Origin of the sequence: Novisyntrophococcus fermenticellae (assembly GCF_018866245.1) — a bacterium.
In the GTDB taxonomy this organism is placed as follows: Bacteria; Bacillota; Clostridia; order Lachnospirales; family Lachnospiraceae; genus Novisyntrophococcus; species Novisyntrophococcus fermenticellae.
Genome location: NZ_CP076458.1, coordinates 580,572 through 600,316 on the forward strand (window position 1 = coordinate 580,572; position 19,745 = coordinate 600,316).

At 44.7% G+C, this 19,745-nt stretch carries 11 protein-coding genes; 8 read left to right on the forward strand and 3 right to left on the reverse strand.

Translation table 11 applies throughout. The annotated features are described in order from the left end of the window. The first annotated feature begins 2 nt into the window (after positions 1-2). On the forward strand, positions 3-647 hold the full coding sequence (gene nth, locus KNL20_RS02700) for an endonuclease III (RefSeq protein ID WP_230399117.1): 645 nt from the start codon (positions 3-5) through the stop codon (positions 645-647). On the opposite strand, the gene KNL20_RS02705 is transcribed toward nth, so the two are convergent. Then, positions 642-1,790, reverse strand: a complete 1,149-nt coding sequence (locus tag KNL20_RS02705; protein WP_230399118.1) for a toxic anion resistance protein — start codon at positions 1,788-1,790, stop codon at positions 642-644. The two genes, nth and KNL20_RS02705, sit on opposite strands and share 6 nt — an antisense overlap. 23 nt (positions 1,791-1,813) lie before the next feature. Beyond that, positions 1,814-3,016, reverse strand: a complete 1,203-nt coding sequence (locus tag KNL20_RS02710) for a 5-bromo-4-chloroindolyl phosphate hydrolysis family protein (protein WP_230399119.1) — start codon at positions 3,014-3,016, stop codon at positions 1,814-1,816. Positions 3,017-3,198: 182 nt separating this feature from the next. Between KNL20_RS02710 and ispG the strand changes: the two genes are divergently transcribed. The 4 genes from ispG to ilvD all read left to right on the forward strand — a co-directional run bounded on the left by ispG (position 3,199) and on the right by ilvD (position 12,642). Beyond that, a complete protein-coding gene (gene ispG, locus KNL20_RS02715) occupies positions 3,199-4,260 on the forward strand; it encodes a flavodoxin-dependent (E)-4-hydroxy-3-methylbut-2-enyl-diphosphate synthase (RefSeq protein WP_230399120.1) in 1,062 nt (353 codons plus the stop codon). 13 nt (positions 4,261-4,273) lie between these two features. Next, positions 4,274-8,746: a PolC-type DNA polymerase III gene (locus tag KNL20_RS02720; RefSeq protein WP_230399121.1), complete on the forward strand. Its 4,473-nt coding sequence runs from the start codon at positions 4,274-4,276 to the stop codon at positions 8,744-8,746. A gap of 36 nt (positions 8,747-8,782) precedes the next feature. After that, the gene (locus KNL20_RS02725) at positions 8,783-10,732 is read left to right on the forward strand and encodes a fructose-1,6-bisphosphatase (protein WP_230399122.1); all 1,950 of its coding nucleotides are present in this window, start codon (positions 8,783-8,785) and stop codon (positions 10,730-10,732) included. A gap of 188 nt (positions 10,733-10,920) precedes the next feature. Then, entirely contained in the window at positions 10,921-12,642 is a 1,722-nt protein-coding gene (gene ilvD / locus KNL20_RS02730) for a dihydroxy-acid dehydratase (RefSeq protein WP_230399123.1), read from the forward strand. 14 nt (positions 12,643-12,656) lie between these two features. Here the strand turns inward: ilvD and KNL20_RS02735 are convergent, their stop codons facing one another. Further along, positions 12,657-13,772: a pyridoxal phosphate-dependent aminotransferase gene (locus tag KNL20_RS02735; protein ID WP_230399124.1), complete on the reverse strand. Its 1,116-nt coding sequence runs from the start codon at positions 13,770-13,772 to the stop codon at positions 12,657-12,659. Positions 13,773-13,881: 109 nt separating this feature from the next. On the opposite strand from KNL20_RS02735, the gene KNL20_RS02740 reads away from it, so the two are divergent. The 3 genes from KNL20_RS02740 to KNL20_RS02750 are packed head-to-tail and all read left to right on the forward strand — an operon-like array spanning position 13,882 to position 19,477. Continuing rightward, positions 13,882-17,427: a DUF5717 family protein gene (locus KNL20_RS02740; protein WP_230399125.1), complete on the forward strand. Its 3,546-nt coding sequence runs from the start codon at positions 13,882-13,884 to the stop codon at positions 17,425-17,427. Positions 17,428-17,459: 32 nt separating this feature from the next. Beyond that, positions 17,460-18,704, forward strand: coding sequence for a DUF5716 family protein (locus KNL20_RS02745; RefSeq protein WP_230399126.1), 1,245 nt, complete (start codon positions 17,460-17,462; stop codon positions 18,702-18,704). Between the two features lie 5 nt (positions 18,705-18,709). Further along, complete coding sequence (locus tag KNL20_RS02750; RefSeq protein ID WP_230399127.1) at positions 18,710-19,477, forward strand: tetratricopeptide repeat protein; 768 nt, start codon at positions 18,710-18,712, stop codon at positions 19,475-19,477. Positions 19,478-19,745 lie beyond the last annotated feature (268 nt).

The window sequence follows — 19,745 nt, forward strand, 5'->3', positions numbered from 1 at the left end:
TCATGCCACGCTTAACAAAGAAACAAAGACAGGAAAATCTGAAGATGATATTAGAAACGCTGGACGAACGCTATGGAGTGAATAAAGCTGGTTTCTACCATCAGGAGTCATGGCAGCTTCTGGTGGCCATCATGTTAAGTGCTCAGAGTACGGATAAACAGGTGGATGAGGTACTCCCTGCACTCTTTCAGAGATTTGCACATGTGGAGGATATGGCGGAGGCCCCGGTCCCGGAAATTGAGAGCTACATAAAATCTGTCGGAATTTATAAGAACAAAGCCAGAAATATTAAAAAGTGTTGTCAGCAGATTGTGACAGAGTATGCAGGGCAGGTCCCGAACACTCTGGAAGAGGTACTGAAACTGGCAGGAGTAGGCCGGAAGACGGGCACCTTATATCTTGCAGATGCCCATGGAATTCCCGGCATTACCGTGGATACCCATGTGTTCCGGATTTCCAGACGGCTGGGATGGGCGATGGGTAAAAACCCACAGCAGGTGGAGCTGGAATTGCAAAAGGTACTTCCCGTAGAACATTGGAACAGAATCAATTTCCAGCTGATTTATCTGGGAAGAGAAATCTGCACTTCACGAAAGGCAAAATGTGACCAATGTCCATTGACCGGATTTTGCCCGAAGCTGTTATGATTCTGCGTTCATGCTTAAAAGCTTATTTTTTAAATCTTTTTCCATCGTCCGCAGTTCGGTTTCAGCCGCTGCACGTTTCCGGCGGCCTTCCTGCTGGATTTTTAATACTTCATCCAGAGTGGAGATAAGACTTTGGTTGGTCTGCTTGAGCGTTTCAATATCTACGATTCCCCGTTCATTTGCCTTAGCGGTTTCTATGGTTGCGGTCTTAAGCGATTCTGCATTCTTCTTTAACAACTCATTGGTAGCATCGGTTACTTTCCGCTGGGCTTCGGCGGCCTGGGTGGAATGCTGGATGCCCAGAGTAATGACCATCTGGTTTTTCCAGAGTGGGATAGTGTTTACGATGGTGGATTGAATCTTTTCCGCCATCTGTGTGTCATTATTTTGAATCATACGTATCTGGGGAGCCGTCTGCATGGAAATGGTACGGGTCAGATCCAAATCATGAATCTTCTTTTCAAAGCGGGTGCAAAGTTCATCGAGATCCCTTGCAGCCTGGGCATCCTCGGGCAAACCGCTGGCCGTGGCCTTGGCGGTAAGCTGTGGAAGCTCTGTTTCACGGACCTGATTTAATTTCTTTTTTCCTGCCAGAATATACATGGTCAATTCCTTGTAATAGGCCAGATTCATTTCATACATTTTATCAAGGACGGCAACATCCTTTAAAAGAGTAATCTGATGCCCTTCCAGAGACTGACAGAGTTTGTTGATGCTGACTTCTGCTTTTTCATACTTGTTCTTCATTGCATTTAATTTATTGGAAGACTTCTTAAAAAAACCGAAGAGACCCTTTTCCTCTTCTTCATCAAAGCTTTGGACTTCTGTAACCACAGAAGAAAGCAGATCTCCGATTTCCCCCATGTCCTTACTACGGACATTTTCAAGTGTACGCTCCGAAAAATCTGCCATTTTTTTCTGTGTTCCGGCACCAAATTCGAGGATTCCCTTGGCGTTGCGGAGGTCAATTTTATCCACAAATACCGCTACTGTCTGTTTTTCCTCCTCGGAAAGCATGGAATCATCCATGGAAGAAGCAGCGTTTATGTCTTCTGCGGTAACCTGTACTTCTCGTGGGGAAACAGGGGCTTCAGGTTCTCCAAAACTAAGGGTAGGAGTAAAATCTTTGGATTCTTCAATCATAATATTATGTTCTCCTTTTCTTTTCAGTGCAGATTATCTTTGGTCAGGCCTTCCTGAGCAAGCATAGTCTGAAGTACGGATATATCGGATGAAATATCCCAGGCCTGTGCCTGAAACAGATCATCCAGAAGTTTTTCAAAGGCACTGTTAATTGTTCCCAGCGTAGTTTCAATCTCCTTTTTCGTAGAGAGGATGTTCGCTGTCTGAACCGGCTGCCGTTCGAAGTCCAGATAGGCATTGATTAACTTCCAGGTAGTTGGAAGATAATAATTCATAAAGCGATGCAGTTGATTCGCTTTTTGGGGCTGTTTCTTTACCTCTGCCAGGATACGGGTGATAACAAGCTCCAGCTGCGCCAGTCTTTGTGAAATAACCTCTCCGGGCAATTCTTCATTGGCCTGATGAATTTTTGTAATATAGTCTTCACTTTCCTGAATAATCTTCCGAAACTCGGGCGTCAATCCGGCATCTGCCATGGACTGCTCCTCCCTTTGCCTTGCTTTCAGAGCCCTCATGGATTCCAGATACTGCTGATAGACTTCATCTGTTAACATCAGGCAGGTGTGCTGTTCATCCAGATGTGCCTGGCGGAACATACGCCGTTTTCTCATATCCTCCAGATCCTGAATCAGGAACTTTTTGGAACGTCCGGTTTCTTTTTCCAGATACGCAAGCGTAACAAGACTCTGGTTTCCGATTACTTTGCAGTATTGCCTGTAACGCTTCAGCCGTGACAGAACTCTGGTTCCGGAAAAGCCCAGCAGCAATCCGCTCACCATGAGGAGAAATACCAGAACCATGGCTATGACGGTACCCATATTCAGAATTCCGAAGGCGGCAAGAATAACGAGCACAAGTGTGGCTATCCCACCGGCAGCAGCCATCGTAAATCCTATGAAAGCTTTGATACTTCCTGAAACAGCCCCCCCGGGGGAATTACCATAGACAGCAGGGGAAGTCTGCTTCTGAAGCGGCTGTGTTCTTAAAGGAGAACTCTGTGAATTTTGCTGATAGGGATACCCCTGCTGATGATTTCCGTTCCGGTAATTCCTGTTTAAGGAGTCGACCGTCTTGCCGACACCCTCCATCGCCTGATTTATAGTACTGTTAATTGTATGGTTAATTGTCCTGTTCAGTTCTTTAAAATTTTGGGAATTAATCGCATCATCTACCAGATTACTGATACTGCTGCCCAGACGGTTTAAATCAAAGTCAAATTGGCTCATAGTACTACCCTTTATGCCCTTTCTGTATATTGAGGCCGCAGGAAATGTGAGATATATTCGAGCGGAGAGAGCTTTTCTTCTTCTGACTATTTTAAATGAAAACACAGGAAAAAGCAATGGTAAGTGCTTTTTATTGAGAAACTGTTCTTTCTATGTTATGATGGAAATGGAGGTATATTAGGATGGATAGAACACAGACAAGAACAGTGAAGATAGGTGACCGTGTGATAGGCGGAGGAAACCCTGTCCTGATTCAGTCCATGACAAATACAAAGACGGATGATGTACAGGACACCGTAGCCCAGATCAGGGAGCTTACAGAGGCGGGCTGTGATATCATCCGCTGTGCAGTACCGAATATGAAGGCAGCGAAGGCATTGGGAGAGATTAAAAAGCAGATTACCATCCCGCTGGTAGCTGATATACACTTTGACTATAGACTTGCAATAGCAGCCATGGAGAATGGGGCTGATAAAATCAGAATCAATCCCGGTAATATCGGAAGTAAAGAGCGGATTCAGGCTGTCGTGGATGTGGCCGGCGAGCGTGGAATTCCCATACGGGTCGGAGTCAACAGCGGCTCACTGGAAAAGGAGCTGATTGAAAAGTACCATGGGGTTACAGCAGAGGGAATCGTAGAAAGTGCCCTTGATAAAGTTCAAATTATTGAAAGTATGGGCTATGACAACCTGGTTATCAGTATTAAGTCTTCGGATGTTCTGATGTGTGCCAGAGCACATGAATTGATTGCCGAGCGGACGGATCATCCCCTGCATGTGGGAATTACGGAGGCGGGGACTGTATATTCCGGGAATATAAAATCGGCAGTTGGACTGGGTATCATTTTGTATCAGGGAATCGGTGATACGATCCGGGTATCTCTGACAGGCGATCCGAAAGAGGAGATTAAATCGGCAAAGAGGATTTTAAAAACCCTCGGACTTCGCAAAGGGGGGATTGAGATTATTTCATGCCCAACCTGCGGCCGGACACAGATTGATTTAATTCACTTGGCGGATCAGGTGGAGTCCATGGTTCAGGACATTCCACTGGATCTTAAGGTTGCAGTGATGGGCTGTGTGGTGAATGGACCTGGAGAGGCTAAGGAAGCAGACATTGGTATCGCAGGGGGCGATGGTGTAGGTCTCTTAATTAAAAAGGGCGAAGTTATAAAGAAGGTCAGAGAAACAGAGTTGCTAGCCTGCCTGAGAGAAGAACTGCTGAACTGGGAAACACAGAGATGATTGGTAAGCGGATATGAATAAAGAATTTTCAGAAGTATTTCCGGGTCTTAAGGTGACCGGAGAATTGGAAGACTTAATAGAAATAATGGAAGTATCCCGGGTTGGAATTACGAAAAAGAAGGATTTGCTGCGGGTCTATCTTGTAAGCAGTCAGTGGATACACAAAAAGCATATTTTTGCTCTGGAGCAGGCAATTAAGAATCAGTTTTTCCGGAATGTTCAGATTCAGGTAAAGATTATTGAGAAATTTCAGCTTTCCAGGCAGTATACACCGGAAAACCTGCTGAAGGTTTATCAAAGCAGTATCCTGACAGAGCTTCGGGAATACAGTATCTTTTTATGTAATTTATTCCAGACAGCAGCCATAAGCTTTACGGAGGAAGAGGTGATGAACCTCGAACTGGTGGATTCGGTGATTGCACACGAACGGGAGGAAGAACTCCTGCAGATTCTGGAAAAGATTTTTTGTGAGCGGTGTGGCCTGAATCTGAAAATACATACCAGTTATAAAAAACCGGAGCTTAGTCATAGCAGGGAAAAGAGTGAGCTTAAGATCCGTCAGCAGGTGCGTAGTGTTGTAGAGCGTACGCAGGTCGGAGAGCATCTGGAAAAAAGGGAAGAGAAGAAGGCCGCAAGAGGAAGAGCAAACGCCCGGTCTCATGAGGAACAACAGGACAAAAGACTTAAAAAATCTTCAAATCGGGATTTGATTTATGGAAGAGATTTTGAAGATGAGAGTGTAACCATTGCTTCGATAGAAGGTGAAATGGGAGAGGTTGTAATCCGTGGGTGCATTCAGGCGTTTGACATGCGGGAAATCCGAAATGAACGAACGATCCTGATATTTCAGATCACGGATTTTACGGACACCATCACTGCGAAGATTTTTGTGAAAAATGAGCAGGTACAGGAGATAAAGCCTGAATTAAAGGAAGGTGGATTCGTAAAAATAAAGGGCAAGACGGCGATTGATACCTTTGACCGGGATCTGACAATTGCTTCTGTGTGGGGCATTAAGAAAATCCGGGATTTCCGCGAGGGCAGAAGTGATAATGCTCCGGTGAAAAGAGCAGAACTGCACTGCCATACCAAGATGAGCGATATGGATGGTGTTACCGATGCAGCTGTCCTGGTAAAGCGTGCCTATGAATGGGGACATCCGGCCATTGCCATCACCGATCACGGTGTCGTGCAGGCATTTCCGGAAGCCAACCACGCGATGGAAGATATAGACGGAAAATACCGGAAAAAATATATGGAAGAACATCCGGATGCCACAAAGGAGGATCTGAAGAAAATCAGTGCACCTTTCAAAGTTATATACGGCATGGAGGCTTATCTGGTTGATGATTTAAAAGGAATTGTGGTAAACAGTAAAAATCAGTCGCTGGATCAGACCTATGTGGTATTTGATCTGGAAACAACAGGGTTTTCTCCAATTGTGGATAAGATTATCGAAATAGGTGCGGTATGTGTGGAAGGCGGGCAGATTACAAAACGCTTCTCGACATTCGTGAATCCTCAGGCGCCCATTCCATTTAAAATTGAAAACCTGACGGGAATCAATGATAGTATGGTGATCGATGCACCGCTGATTGAGACGGTACTTCCGGAATTTATGGATTTTTGTGACGGAGCTGTCATGGTTGCACATAATGCCGGATTTGATATGAGCTTTATTGAGCAAAACTGTGAATTGCAGGGAATACAAAGGGAGTTTACCTCAGTGGATACAGTTGCTATGGCACGTTTTTTGCTCCCGGGGCTGAACCGTTTTAAACTCGATACGGTTGCCAAGGCAGTCGGTGTTCCTCTGGACAATCATCATCGTGCAGTGGATGATGCTGCATGTACGGCAGAGATTTTTGTGCGTTTTGTGAAGATGCTGAAAGATCGTGGGATTGAAGATCTGGACGAACTAAATGAGCGGGGGAGCATCTCTGAAAATACGATTCGGAAGATGCCCACCTATCACGCAATTATTCTGGCTACGGGGGAAACCGGAAGGGTAAATCTGTATCGTCTGGTATCCGAATCACATCTGAAGTATTATAACCGGCGGCCAAGGCTTGCAAAAAGCTTGTATCTGAAGTATCAGGAGGGCCTGATCATCGGGTCCGCCTGCGAAGCCGGTGAACTGTACCAGGCAATTTTGCGGGGGGCTCCGGAACAGGAGATTACCAGACTGGTGGACTTTTATGACTATCTGGAAATTCAGCCCCTGGGGAATAATGCATTTATGCTCAGGAAGGAAGATATTTCAGCTGTAAACAGTGAAGAGGACTTAAAAGACATTAACCGGAAAATTGTCAAACTGGGAGAAAAGTTTCAAAAACCGGTGATTGCCACCTGTGATGTCCACTTTATAGATCCGCAGGATGAAATTTACCGAAGAATTATCATGACCGGAAAAGGTTTTGATGATGCGGACGATCAGGCACCGCTTTACTTAAGAACTACAGATGAAATGCTGGAAGAGTTCTCATATCTGGGCACCGAAAAAGCAGAAGAGGTGGTTATTACCAATCCTCGTAAGATTGCAGATATGGTGGATAAAATCTCACCCATACGAGCCGGGAAATTCCCGCCTGTTATAGCGAATTCGGATCAGGATCTTCGAGATATCTGTTATAACACGGCACACGAACTATACGGGGAGACATTGCCGGAAATCGTGGAGACACGTTTGGAAAGGGAACTTAATTCTATCATATCCAACGGATATGCCGTAATGTATATTATCGCACAGAAGCTGGTATGGAAGTCCAACGAAGATGGGTATCTGGTGGGCTCCCGAGGCTCGGTAGGTTCCTCTTTTGTGGCTACCATGTCCGGAATTACGGAAGTGAATCCCTTAAGTCCTCATTATCTCTGCTCCGAATGTCATTATGTGGATTTTGACTCAGAGGAGGTAAAAGCTTATTCAGGAATGGCAGGCTGCGATATGCCGGATAAGAAATGCCCCAAATGCGGGGCACAGCTGGAAAAGATGGGATTTGACATTTCATTTGAAACATTTCTCGGTTTTAAGGGAAACAAAGAGCCTGATATAGACCTGAACTTTTCCGGTGAATACCAAAGTAAGGCCCATAAATACACGGAAGTTATTTTCGGTGCAGGGCAGACCTTCCGTGCAGGCACCATCGGTACACTGGCAGAAAAAACGGCCTTTGGTTATGTAAAAAACTATTATGAAGAACGGGGCATCCATAAGCGAAACTGCGAAATCGACCGGATTGTGAAGGGATGTACCGGTATACGCCGCACCACGGGGCAGCATCCGGGGGGGATTATTGTACTGCCCTTTGGTGAGGATATCAATTCTTTTACACCGGTACAACATCCTGCAAATGATAATAATACAGACATTATTACTACTCATTTTGATTATCATTCCATCGATTCAAACCTGCTGAAGCTGGATATTCTGGGACATGATGATCCTACGATGATTCGTATGCTGGAGGATCTGACCGGATTTGACGCAAAGAACGTACCGCTTGATAACCAGGACGTAATGTCCCTGTTTAAAAGCACAAAAGCACTTAAAATCGAGCCGGAGGATATCGGCGGCTGTCCTTTGGGATGCCTTGGAATACCGGAGTTTGGTACGGATTTTGTAATTCAGATGCTTTTGGATACCAGGCCCAAATCGTTTTCCGATTTAATCCGTATATCCGGTCTGTCGCACGGTACGGATGTATGGCTGGGCAACGCACAGACCTTGATTGAAGAGGGGAAGGCCACGATTTCTACCGCAATCTGTACCCGTGATGATATCATGATCTATCTGATCAACAAGGGTCTGGACAGTGAAGAATCCTTTACAATCATGGAAAGTGTACGTAAAGGCAAGGGATTAAAGCCTGAATGGGAAACAGAGATGAAAAAACACGAGGTACCGGACTGGTATATCTGGTCCTGTAAAAAGATTAAATACATGTTCCCTAAGGCACATGCGGCGGCATATGTAATGATGGCATACCGGATTGCTTACTATAAGATCTTTTATCCGCTGGCCTATTATGCCGCATACTTTTCCATCCGTGCTTCTGCATTTTCCTATGAGCTGATGTGTCTCGGACGGGAAAGACTGGAATATTATATGCATGATTACGAGAAGCGGAAAGATTCGTTAAGCAAGAAAGAACAGGATACCTACAAGGATATGAAGATTGTACAGGAGATGTATGCCAGGGGGTTTGAATTTGCGCAGGTGGATCTTTACAGTGCACAGGCACATCGCTTTCAGATTGTGGATAATAAACTGATGCCTGCACTGGACACCATCGAAGGTCTGGGGGATAAGGCGGCCGATGCCGTGGTGCTTGCAGCCCGTGACGGTATCTTCCTGTCCAAGGATGATTTCAGAAACAGAACGAAGGTCAGCAAGACTGTCATAGACCTTATGGATGATATGGGGATATTTGGGGATATTCCGGAGTCAAACCAGATTTCGCTATTTGATTTTGCAAAGACCAGTTAAGTATTGGTGTACCAGGAGAAGGGGGAAGCAAATTCTATGAATGAGGAATTGGAATTACGTTATCTGAGCCGATTGGCAGAGCTTTATCCGTCAATTGCCAAAGCATCCACAGAGATTATCAATCTGCAGTCTATCTTAAATCTCCCCAAGGGGACGGAACACTTTATCACAGATTTACATGGAGAATATGAAGCATTTTCCCATGTGCTGAAGAACGGCTCAGGGGCAGTGAAAAAAAAGATTGACGATGTATTCGGACATACACTGGGAATTGCTGAGAAGAAAGGGCTTGCTACCTTAATTTACTATCCCCGGGAGAAAATTGACTTAATCAGGAAAAAAGAAAAACATATGGATGACTGGTACAGAATTACCCTGTACCGCCTGATTGAAGTCTGTAAAAGGGTAGCGTCAAAATATACCAGATCCAAAGTCCGAAAGGCTTTACCCGGAGAATTTGCCTATGTAATTGAAGAACTGATCACAGAGAAATCAGAAGTATTGGACAAGGAAGCGTATTATGATTCCATTGTTGATACGATTATCAGTATCGGAAGAGCAGAGGAGTTTATCATAGCCTTGTCCGAGCTGATCCAGCGGCTGGTCATAGATCATCTTCATGTGCTGGGAGACATCTATGACAGGGGGCCGGCTCCTGACAACATCATGGATAAACTTATGACTTACCACTCTTTGGATATCCAGTGGGGGAATCATGATGTGGTCTGGATGGGAGCGGCAGCCGGGCAGCAGGCCTGTATTGCCACGGTTCTCCGGAACAGTGCGAGATATGGGAATCTGGATATCCTGGAAGAGGGTTATGGCATTAATCTGCTTCCTCTGGCTACATTTGCTATGGAAGCCTATAAGGATGATCCCTGTGAGAGATTTGACATCAAAGGCAGCCATTCATTCACCACAGCCGAGACTGCCATGAATATGAAGATGCATAAGGCAATTGCGATGATACAATTTAAACTGGAAGGACAGCTGATAGCAAAGAGAAAGAGTTTTCATATGGAAGACAGACGCCTTCTGGATAAGATTGATTATGAAAAGGGCACAATAAACTGGTATGGTAAAACTTATCAATTGCTGGATTGCGCTTTTCCGACCATAGATTTCCAAAACCCCTATCGTCTGACGGAGGAGGAGCAAGGTGTGATGGAGCGTCTGGAGACTGCATTTCTGCAATGCGAGAAATTGCAGAGGCACATGATGCTTTTGCTCAATAAGGGAAATATCTATAAAGTATATAACAATAACCTGTTATATCATGGATGTATGCCGATGGATAAGCATGGCAATTTCAAGAAAGCCAATATATATGGCAAGACTTATTCCGGCAAGGCCTTGTACGATGTGTTGGAAAAGTATGTACGTAAAGCTTTTTTTGCCATAGACAGGGTGGAAAAAGAGAAGGGAAAGGATATGCTTTGGTATATCTGGATTCACCCGGATTCCCCCCTGTTCGGGAAGGACAAGATGGCCACCTTTGAGCGGTATTTTCTGGCAGAGCCGGAGACACATGCGGAGAAGAAGAATGCCTATTACCGCCTGCAGAATGATGAGAAGGCCATGAATAAGGTGTTAAAGGAGTTTGGACTCGGCGAGGATGCAATTATTGTTAACGGGCACGTTCCGGTACTGCACAAAACCGGAGAAAGTCCCGTGAAATGTGGAGGAAAGGTGCTGGTTATCGACGGGGGATTTTCAAAAGCGTACCAGAAGAAGACGGGAATCGCAGGCTACACGTTGATTTATAATTCCTATGGGATGCTGCTGGTGGCTCATGAACCTTTCTGCACTACAGAGGAAGCCATAGCCAGAGAGACGGACATCCATTCCGATCAGATTATGGTCAAGATGTCACCGCGCCGGATGTTGGTGGGGGACACAGATACGGGTGCGGCCCTTAAGGAACGCATTGACGAATTACGCCAGCTTCTGGAGGCCTATAGAAGCGGGTTGATTATAGAGAAGTAGCAAGGAAAGGCAATCGGATATTCTATTTTCCGATTGCCTTTTTAATGTTTACTTGATAAAGGACAATGTTTCTTTGAAAAAACTTGCGGTCAAAAATTGTAAATGATATAGTAAGGAAAGAAATAAGAGAGTATCGCAAGAGTTTTTTTGCATACTTTTTATCAGATAAAAAGTAATGGAGGAAAGACATGGAATTAAACAGTCAGCATGTAAGGGCTCTGGCACCTGAGAATGACCCGTTAAAGATGGGTATGGGGTGGACAGAAGATGATTTGGAAAAGCCGCAGATTATGGTAGAGAGCACTTTTGGAGACAGCCATCCCGGGAGTGCGCATCTGAATCTGCTTGTAGATGAGGCAGTAAAGGGAATTACGGATGCAGGAGGCAAAGGAGCCAGGTATTTTACCACCGATATCTGTGATGGAATTGCACAGGGGCATGATGGGATTAATTATTCTCTGGCCCATCGTGATATGATAGCAAATATGATTGAAATACATGGGAACTCTACAGGATTTGACGGAGGGGTATTCATTGCCAGCTGTGACAAGGGTGTTCCCGCTTGTCTGATGGGACTCGCAAGGCTCAATATGCCTTCCATCGTTATTACCGGAGGTGTCATGGATGCAGGTCCCGATCTTCTGACATTAGAGCAGATTGGAGCATATTCCGCCATGTGCCAGAGAGGTGAAATCTCAGAAGAACAGCTTACATATTATAAACATCATGCCTGTCCCTCCTGCGGTGCCTGCTCTTTTATGGGAACAGCTTCCACCATGCAGATTATGGCAGAGGCCTTGGGGCTGATGCTTCCCGGCTCTGCTTTGATGCCGGCTACCTGTGATGATTTGAAGACGGCAGCCTACAAGGCAGGACAACAGGTTCTGGAGCTTGTGAAAAAAGGAATCAGGGTGAGTGATATCGTAACGATGGAATCGTTTGAAAATGCGATTATGGTGCATGCAGCCATTTCGGGTTCCACTAACTCTCTGTTACATATTCCGGCTATGGCTCATGAGCTGGGATTGGAGATTGATGCGGATACATTTGACCGGATGCATCGTGGTGCACATTATCTTCTGGACATCAGACCTGCGGGGAAGTGGCCTGCACAGTTTTTCTATTATGCAGGAGGGGTCCCCGCGGTCATGGAGGAAATCAAGTCCATGCTTCATCTGGATGTGCTGACGGTGACCGGAAAAACGCTTGGAGAAAACCTGGAAGAACTGAAGGCCAGCGGATACTATGAGAAGTGTGAAAGCCATATGGAAAAATGGGGAATCAGGCGTACAGATGTAATTCGTACTTTTCAGGACCCTATCGGAAAAGAAGGAACCGTGGCTGTACTAAGGGGAAATCTGGCACCTGAAGGATCGGTAGTGAAACACTCTGCCGTACCGCATGAGATGTTCCAGGCGGTATTGAAAGCCAAACCTTTTGATTGCGAGGAAGATGCCATCGCTTCTGTGCTGTCCGGAAAAATCAAACCGGGAGATGCCGTGTTTATCCGGTATGAAGGACCGAAAGGCTCCGGTATGCCTGAAATGTTCTATACAACGGAGGCAATTTCCTCTGATCCGGAACTCGGACGCAGTATCGCCCTGATTACAGACGGAAGATTTTCAGGAGCCTCTAAAGGGCCTGCAATCGGACATGTTTCACCGGAAGCCGCAGTGGGAGGACCGATTGCCCTTGTGGAAGAGGATGATTTGATCCGAATTGATATCCCGGCCCGGTCACTGGACATCATCGGTGTGAAAGGCAAGGAGAGGTCAAAGGAAGAGATTGCGGAGATTCTTGGGGAACGAAGGAAAACATGGAAGCCGAAGGAAGCAAAATACAAAAGCGGTGTTCTGAAACTCTACTCGCAACACGCAGTATCCCCGATGAAGGGCGGATACATGGATTAGATAGAAAGCGAAGCTCACGAGACGTGTTTCGTCTCGTTTAAGGCTTCTGCAAATGCCTCCATCAACTGATCATTTTCCGTAGGTCGCATAATACAGAACCGTACATAACTGTTATCCAGGAACGGGAAGGTGGAACAGTTGCGGATCATCAATCCCTTTCGGATACAGTGGTCAAACAGAAGATCGGCATTTACACCCCTTTTCAGGATGCGCACGAGCAGAAAATTCCCCATCGGTTTATAAACTTTCAGGGTATCCCAGCCAGAGAGCAGATGATACAGCCGGTCTCGCTCACTCTTAATTAATTCCTGGGTCTTTTTTACGTATTCCTTGTCCTGAAACATGAGCCGGCCGGCAATCTCGGCCAGTGAATTAATCGACCAGGGATTCTGGCGGGTATTCATCTGTTTGATAAGATCCTGGTTTCCGGTTACTGCGTATCCCAGCCGAAGCCCGGGTGCGGAGAAAAACTTGGAGGTACCTCTTAGTATAATCAGATTCGTATAGTAATTGGTCAGTGGAATCGAAGTAATATGATCGGCGGCATCCGTAAATTCCACATAGGTTTCATCCACCATAACAAAAATTCCAAATTGAAGGCAGGTATCCAGAATCTGCCTCATCTGTACAGAATTTATGGCGGTGGAAGTAGGATTGTTGGGATTACAGAGTACCAGAAGATCCAGTCCGTCATGAAGATGACTACAGAAGTCATTCACCTCCATCCGAAAGTCCTGCTTCTCCTTTAAGGGATAATAAAGGGTAGTACCTCCGCCAAGTGTAATTTCCCGTTCATATTCGGAATAGGTGGGACCTAAGACCATGGCTTTTTCGGGCTTGTAGTTTTGGATGAACAGAGAAATTAATTCCGTGGATCCATTTCCTACGATGATATTTTCAACCTGGGTATCCGCATATTCTGCAATACAGGAACGCAAGGCCTTATATTCGCGGTCCGGATATGTGGTGATGGCATCCAGATTGGCAGAAAGAGAACTCCGCAGGTGGCTGGAAATGCCCAGGGGATTCACATTTGCCGAAAAACTTATAATCTCTTCTTTTCTGATACCATAGATCTGTTCTATCTTTTCCAGGTCACTGCCATGGAAATGGTCTTTATGTTTAAGCATATTTTTCTCCTCGACTTCGCATTGCATCGCTTTTATTTGTAGTGTATAATTAACTTTATTATAATGATAAATAACACGAAGTCAAGAGATAAAGGCATGGTGAAGAACGTTGAAGAGAAGAATGGAACAGCTCATTAACGGCCGCTTCGAGTACGAAGTGCCGGCGTTTATTACCTCCGAGTCTGAAATTCATCTGAAGATACCGGAGGGGAGAAATCAAAAAGGGGAGTTTAGTGTAGGAGCAGAGGACGGCAGCCGTGTGAAAGGGGTAGTCTCATCGGATAACCGCAGGATTGTTCTGGCTAAAGATAAATTTTCGGGAAGTACCAGTAAAATCACTTATGGAGTGGATACGCGCGGGCTGCTTTGTGGGGAGGCGATAGAGGGAAATATCGTGTTAAGCAGTAACATCGGTGAGCTTAAAGTGCCTGTTACTGTCCGGATAGAGGAAGTAGAAATTCAGTCCTCCAAAGGGCAGGTTCGTACGCTGGAGGATTTTACACGTCTTGCAATGAAGGATCCGCGTGAAGCATTCCGCCTGTTTACCAGTGACAAATTTTACAGGATATTAAATGGAAAAAATTGTGTGTATACAGCACTTTATAAAGGAATGTCGCACAATCCGGTTACATACCAGCATATGGAGGAATTTTTGATTGCTGCTCATAAAAAAGAAGCAATCATACTTTCTATGGATAAGGATAAGAAAGGGGTCTACCAAATCAATCATTCACAGAAGGATACCCTTTTTATCTATAAAAGCACCTGGGGATATGTACGGATGGAGGTTGAAACTGTCGGAGACTTTCTTGAGATAGAAAAGAAAGTGGTCACCACCGATGATTTTATCGGCAGGGTCTATGGTCTTGAATATGTCGTAAGAAAGGATAGGCTCGGTAACGGAAAAAAATTTGGTAAAATCATCATCCGTAATGTGCATCAGACGCTGGAATTTGAGATAGAAGCCAGCATTGACCAGGGGGAACGTCTTTGGCCTAAGGGACTGAAAAAACACAAAACCCTGGAACTTGCCCGCGATTATCTGGATTTACAGCTTCACAGGCTGGATTACAGAACATGGTTTGATAAATCGGTTCAGTCTCTTGACGAGCTGACCAGCGCCGAATGTATGACTTCTATGATGATTTTTTATGAAGCCTATATCTATGCCGTCAATGAGAATATTCCGAAGTCCATGGAACTTTTATGGGGATTTAAAGAAGGAACTATCCCGATGACCACTCCCCGGGACAAAGGAGTGTATCTCTATCTGGCAAAGAAGGTAAACCTGCTGGCACCGGAAAAGCAGGACATACTTCCTAAAATCAAGGCCTGTTTTCAGCAGCAGCCTTACGATTTTTATCTTGCAAAGATTTTACTGGAGGAGGATGAGACATACCGGTATGCACCTGTGCAGCAGCTTCACCTGATGGAACGGACCTTTGAGATGGGCTGTAAAAATCCGCTTTTGTATCTTCAGGCATATCAGGTGCTGGAACACCAGGAGGGACTTTTGCGGAAACTGTCACCTTTTATGGTACAAGTATTGAACTTTGCAGGAAAGCAAGGTGTTTTGAATGAAACTCTGCTGAAAAGAGCTGCCTATCTTTCTGATAATCTGAAAGAATTCAAGGAATCGGTATATCGGCTGCTGTCTGCCGGTTACAACAGCTTTCCGAATGATGAGGTGTTGGAAGCCATCTGTAAACTGGTGATGAAGGGAAGACCTGTGAACAGGGAGTATTTTAAGTGGTATAGTCTTGCTGTTTCCCATGAGATCAGGATTACCCGTCTGTACGAATATTATATTGAAACGATGGATGAGGAGTATCGTGAGGTGCTTCCCCAGGTAATCAGGATGTATTTCGCATACAGCAACACCTTGAGTGCACGTAAAAAGGCATTTATTTATGCCAATGTTATACGTAATAAGAGTCTGGATAAGACTACATATATAAATTATAAAAGAGCCATGGAGCAGTTCGCCAGGGAGCAGGTAATGCAGGGCAGAATGAATGAAGACTATGCCGCCATTTATCAGGAATTTCTTACAGACATAGACAGCGGAAAACTGGCCGGGGCATTGCTGAACGTGTTATTTACTTATAAAGTATGGATTATGGACAAAAGTATTCGGAGTGTGATTGTCTGCCACGATCCCCTGAAGGAGGAACAGATTTATCCGGTATCAGAACAGTGCGCTTATGTGAACCTTTACAGTGGGGATGCCCGGATTTTGTTTGAAGATGAGAAGAAGAGAAGATATGGAACCACAATTCCATTCAAGAAGAAAAAATTGATGGAAGAAAGGGAACTGGCCAGGGGCTGCATTGAATATATGCCCCGGGATACAGGACTGCTGCTCTATCTATGTAAAGAACTTCCTTCTCAGATGGATGTAAACAGTAAAAGTCTGCAAAACTATCAGACGGCATCGGAATCCACCGCATTTACCGACGAATACAGAGGAGTCATCAGAAAGAAACTGCTGGAGTATTATAAAGTACATCCATCGGAAAAGAAACTGGCAGCATATCTGTGCACGGTGGATGTGCAGGAATATGCCAAGATAAACAGGGCAGATACGATTGCTGTTCTGGTGGAACAGGAGTTGTATGAACAGGCATTTTCAATTATCACACAGTGGGGAGAAGAAGGTACGGATGACACTGTTTTGATGAAGCTGGCCAGCCGCATGATTGTATCTTCTGATTTTCAGGAGGATGAAGAACTGGTATATCTTGCTGATTATGTATTGCATCAGGGGAAATATGATGAAACCATATTAAGCTATTTATGCAGATATTATGTGGGTTCTGTGGAGCGGATGAGTTACCTCTGGAAAAAAGCAAAGGGTTTCGAACTGAAAAGTTACGAGCTGGACGAGCGGATTCTTGTATTTTCCATGTATGTCCGGGAATTCCCGGATTGTGGGGAAAAGATTTTAAAGAGTTATATCATGCAGCAGGGAAAAGAGCTGGTGATACTGGCATATCTGACTTATATATCCTGTGCCTACTTTATGACCGATAGACAGACGGCTCCGGAATTTTTTGTGTATCTGGAAAAAACCTATGAGAGGGATTGGGAGTTGGATATAATCTGCCGTCTGGCTCTTTTAAAATATTACTCGTCCTGTGAAAGGCTGAACGAAAAACAGGAGCAGCATGCGGAGGAGCTTCTTTCCGAGTTCGACAGAAAGGGACTGCGGTTTGCATTTTTTCAGAAGCTTCCGCTTCATCTGATACAAGCCTACCAGGTGGAAGATAAAGTATTTGTCGAGGAGCGGTTCAGCAGAGGAAGCAAGGTGATTATTCACTACGCTCTGCATCATCGGGGTACAGAGGCGGTCAGCTTTAAGAGTGAGCCTATGCGTGATGTTTATCAGGGAATCTTCACAAAGGAGTTTTTGCTGTTTTATGATGAGACTTTATCTTATTATCTGACTGTAGAAAAGGATGGAAATATAAAGACAACACCTCGCAGGCAGATGGTTTTGCCCGGGGTGGATACAGGTGGAAGAACGCGCTATAAATTGCTGAATCAGATTCTGGCTTTCAAGGCACTGGGAAATCAGGAGGCTATGGAGACATCCGTCAGACAGTATCTGGAGCAGGAAGCGTTTGCGGAGTCTGCATTTCAATTAATGAGTTAATAAATCTGTGAGTTGACAAGTGGAGGCTAAGGATGGAACAGAGAAATTTGATAATCGGATTTGAATTAAATCCGAAAGAATCCCAGATTTGTTATTTCGATCGTGCCGTGAAGGATGCAGTTTTGGCGGAGACTAAGGTGGGAAGCAGCCAGTATGCATTTCCTACGGTGTTAAGTAAGAGCCTGGGAAAAAATGAGTGGCATTTTGGATTGGAAGCAGAATACTTTGCAGAACATCAGAATGGCATACTGATTGACCAACTCTATGATTTGTGTGCAAATGGGAATTCAACCGTTATTGATGGTCAGGAGTATGGGGCAGGGTTGCTTCTTGCGATCTATCTGAAGAATGCAATCCGGATGCTGGGTGTGACGGAACCGGAGAAACAGATTTCGGGTATGATGATTACTGTTCCGTCGTTGACCCGTTCCCTGGTTGATGCAATCCGATTTGCATATGAGAAGATTGGAATACCGCGAACAAGATGCTTTCTGCAGGATTATGATGAGAGCTTTTATTATTATGCGCTGTATCAGAAACCGGAGATCTGGGGCAGAAGGGTGGCACTCTTTTCTTTTGACCAGGATGAGGTTACATTCTCCAGCCTGAATCTGGATAATAGAACAAAACCTGTGACCGCCATGGTAACCTCCGGAAAGAGGAAAAAGCTTGCAGCGGATACAAAAAAGAGGGATGATGACTTCTACCGTCTAATAGAGGATTCTTTTGGAAATGATATCTATTCCAGTGTGTTTTTGATTGGTGAAGGGTTCGACAAAAACTGGGCGGTACGTTCTGTGGCGTTACTGTGCAGAAACCGGAGACATGTGTTTTATGGCAATAATCTTTATGCCAAAGGTGCATGCTTTGCAGCCTATGAAAAGGTTGAGGAACGGAAGCTTAAAGGATATCTGTTTGTGGGCAATGCCATAGTGCGGCACAATATTGGCATGGATATGAGCATTAATGGCTCTCCTGCCCATTATGCAATGATTGGAGCAGGAGTAAACTGGTATGAAGCATCGAAAGATTGTGAATTGATATTGGATAATACCAATGAATTGACCTTTGTGGTCAGCAGCATGGAAGACGGAAAGAGGGAACGATATACGATGCCCCTTCCCGAGCTTCCAGAGCGCCCCAATAAGACGACCAGACTTCATCTTCATCTGGAGTATGATTCACCGAAACGATGTCAGATTACTGTGGAAGATCTGGGTTTTGGAGAGATGTTTCCAAGCAGCGGCAGAGTCTGGAATGAAACGATGGAGGGTTAAGGGTTATGGGATATATATTATGTCAGGTAAAGCGCGCAAAAACTCCGTATTACATCGAAAGTATAAGCATGAATATCTATTCCATAGAGGAATTATGTTATTATATATATCACAATATCTATCTGCTGGATGAGACGATCATCAATGAGGGACTATGCTTTTGGATTAAGAACGAGCTGAATTTAACAAGGTTATATCAGAAACTTTTTCGCTTGCTGGATGAAAGAGGGAATATCGGGGAATTCATTTTGCCTGTCTTTAAAGAAATCAATTATCTTTCCTTTGCCGAGTTTAAAGAGATAAACAAACAGCTGAAGGTTTTTGAAGAACAGCCTGAGGTGGTACGGCTGAAGATGAAAGGCGATTATCTCTTTAACCATGAAAAATATATTAATGCAATTCGGGTGTATACACAGGCACAGCAAAAGTCAAAAGACAGCAATCTGGGGGCACAGTTCCTCGGAAGCATTTATAACAATATGGGATGTGCTTATGTAAGGCTGTTTCAGACAGAAGAAGCCTTTGAGTGTTTTGGACAGGCAAATGAGATTCTTCATTCGGGAGCATCTCTGCGGAGCTATCTGTATTCTGCCTATTTCAACAAAGGGAAGGATATATACGAACGCCTGTGTGAGGAAACGAGGGTTGATTCCAAGACGAAGCAAGAGATGGATGATAAGATACGCAAGGCTCAGGAAGTGGTCCTGCCCAGAGATATAGACCAGCTTCTGGACGGCTGGACCCGCAGTTATCATCGGAATACAGGCTTATAAGTAAAGAATGAACACCAAATAAATTCATGAGATTTTTGGAAGAAGGAGAAAAAATTTCGGAAATGGTTGACAAAAATGTGATCATCTCTTATAATAAATCAAAAGCCAAGAGAATAGCAATATAAACCGTTGAAGTGGAGATAACGTTACAAGCGCACTCACAGAGAGTCCGGGCAGGTGGGAGCCGGGCAGGAAGCGATGTTTCAAATGGACCACTGAGGGCGCGGCCAAAAGTCTTTCAGACTTAGTACTCTGCGACGTAGGGCAT

Coding starts and splice junctions, on each gene's coding strand:
- nth (WP_230399117.1), top strand. CDS start 3: ATGCCACGCTTAACAAAGAAACAAAGACAGGAAAATCTGAAGATGATA.
- KNL20_RS02705 (WP_230399118.1), bottom strand. CDS start 1,790: ATGATTGAAGAATCCAAAGATTTTACTCCTACCCTTAGTTTTGGAGAA.
- KNL20_RS02710 (WP_230399119.1), bottom strand. CDS start 3,016: ATGAGCCAATTTGACTTTGATTTAAACCGTCTGGGCAGCAGTATCAGT.
- ispG (WP_230399120.1), top strand. CDS start 3,199: ATGGATAGAACACAGACAAGAACAGTGAAGATAGGTGACCGTGTGATA.
- KNL20_RS02720 (WP_230399121.1), top strand. CDS start 4,274: ATGAATAAAGAATTTTCAGAAGTATTTCCGGGTCTTAAGGTGACCGGA.
- KNL20_RS02725 (WP_230399122.1), top strand. CDS start 8,783: ATGAATGAGGAATTGGAATTACGTTATCTGAGCCGATTGGCAGAGCTT.
- ilvD (WP_230399123.1), top strand. CDS start 10,921: ATGGAATTAAACAGTCAGCATGTAAGGGCTCTGGCACCTGAGAATGAC.
- KNL20_RS02735 (WP_230399124.1), bottom strand. CDS start 13,772: ATGCTTAAACATAAAGACCATTTCCATGGCAGTGACCTGGAAAAGATA.
- KNL20_RS02745 (WP_230399126.1), top strand. CDS start 17,460: ATGGAACAGAGAAATTTGATAATCGGATTTGAATTAAATCCGAAAGAA.
- KNL20_RS02750 (WP_230399127.1), top strand. CDS start 18,710: ATGGGATATATATTATGTCAGGTAAAGCGCGCAAAAACTCCGTATTAC.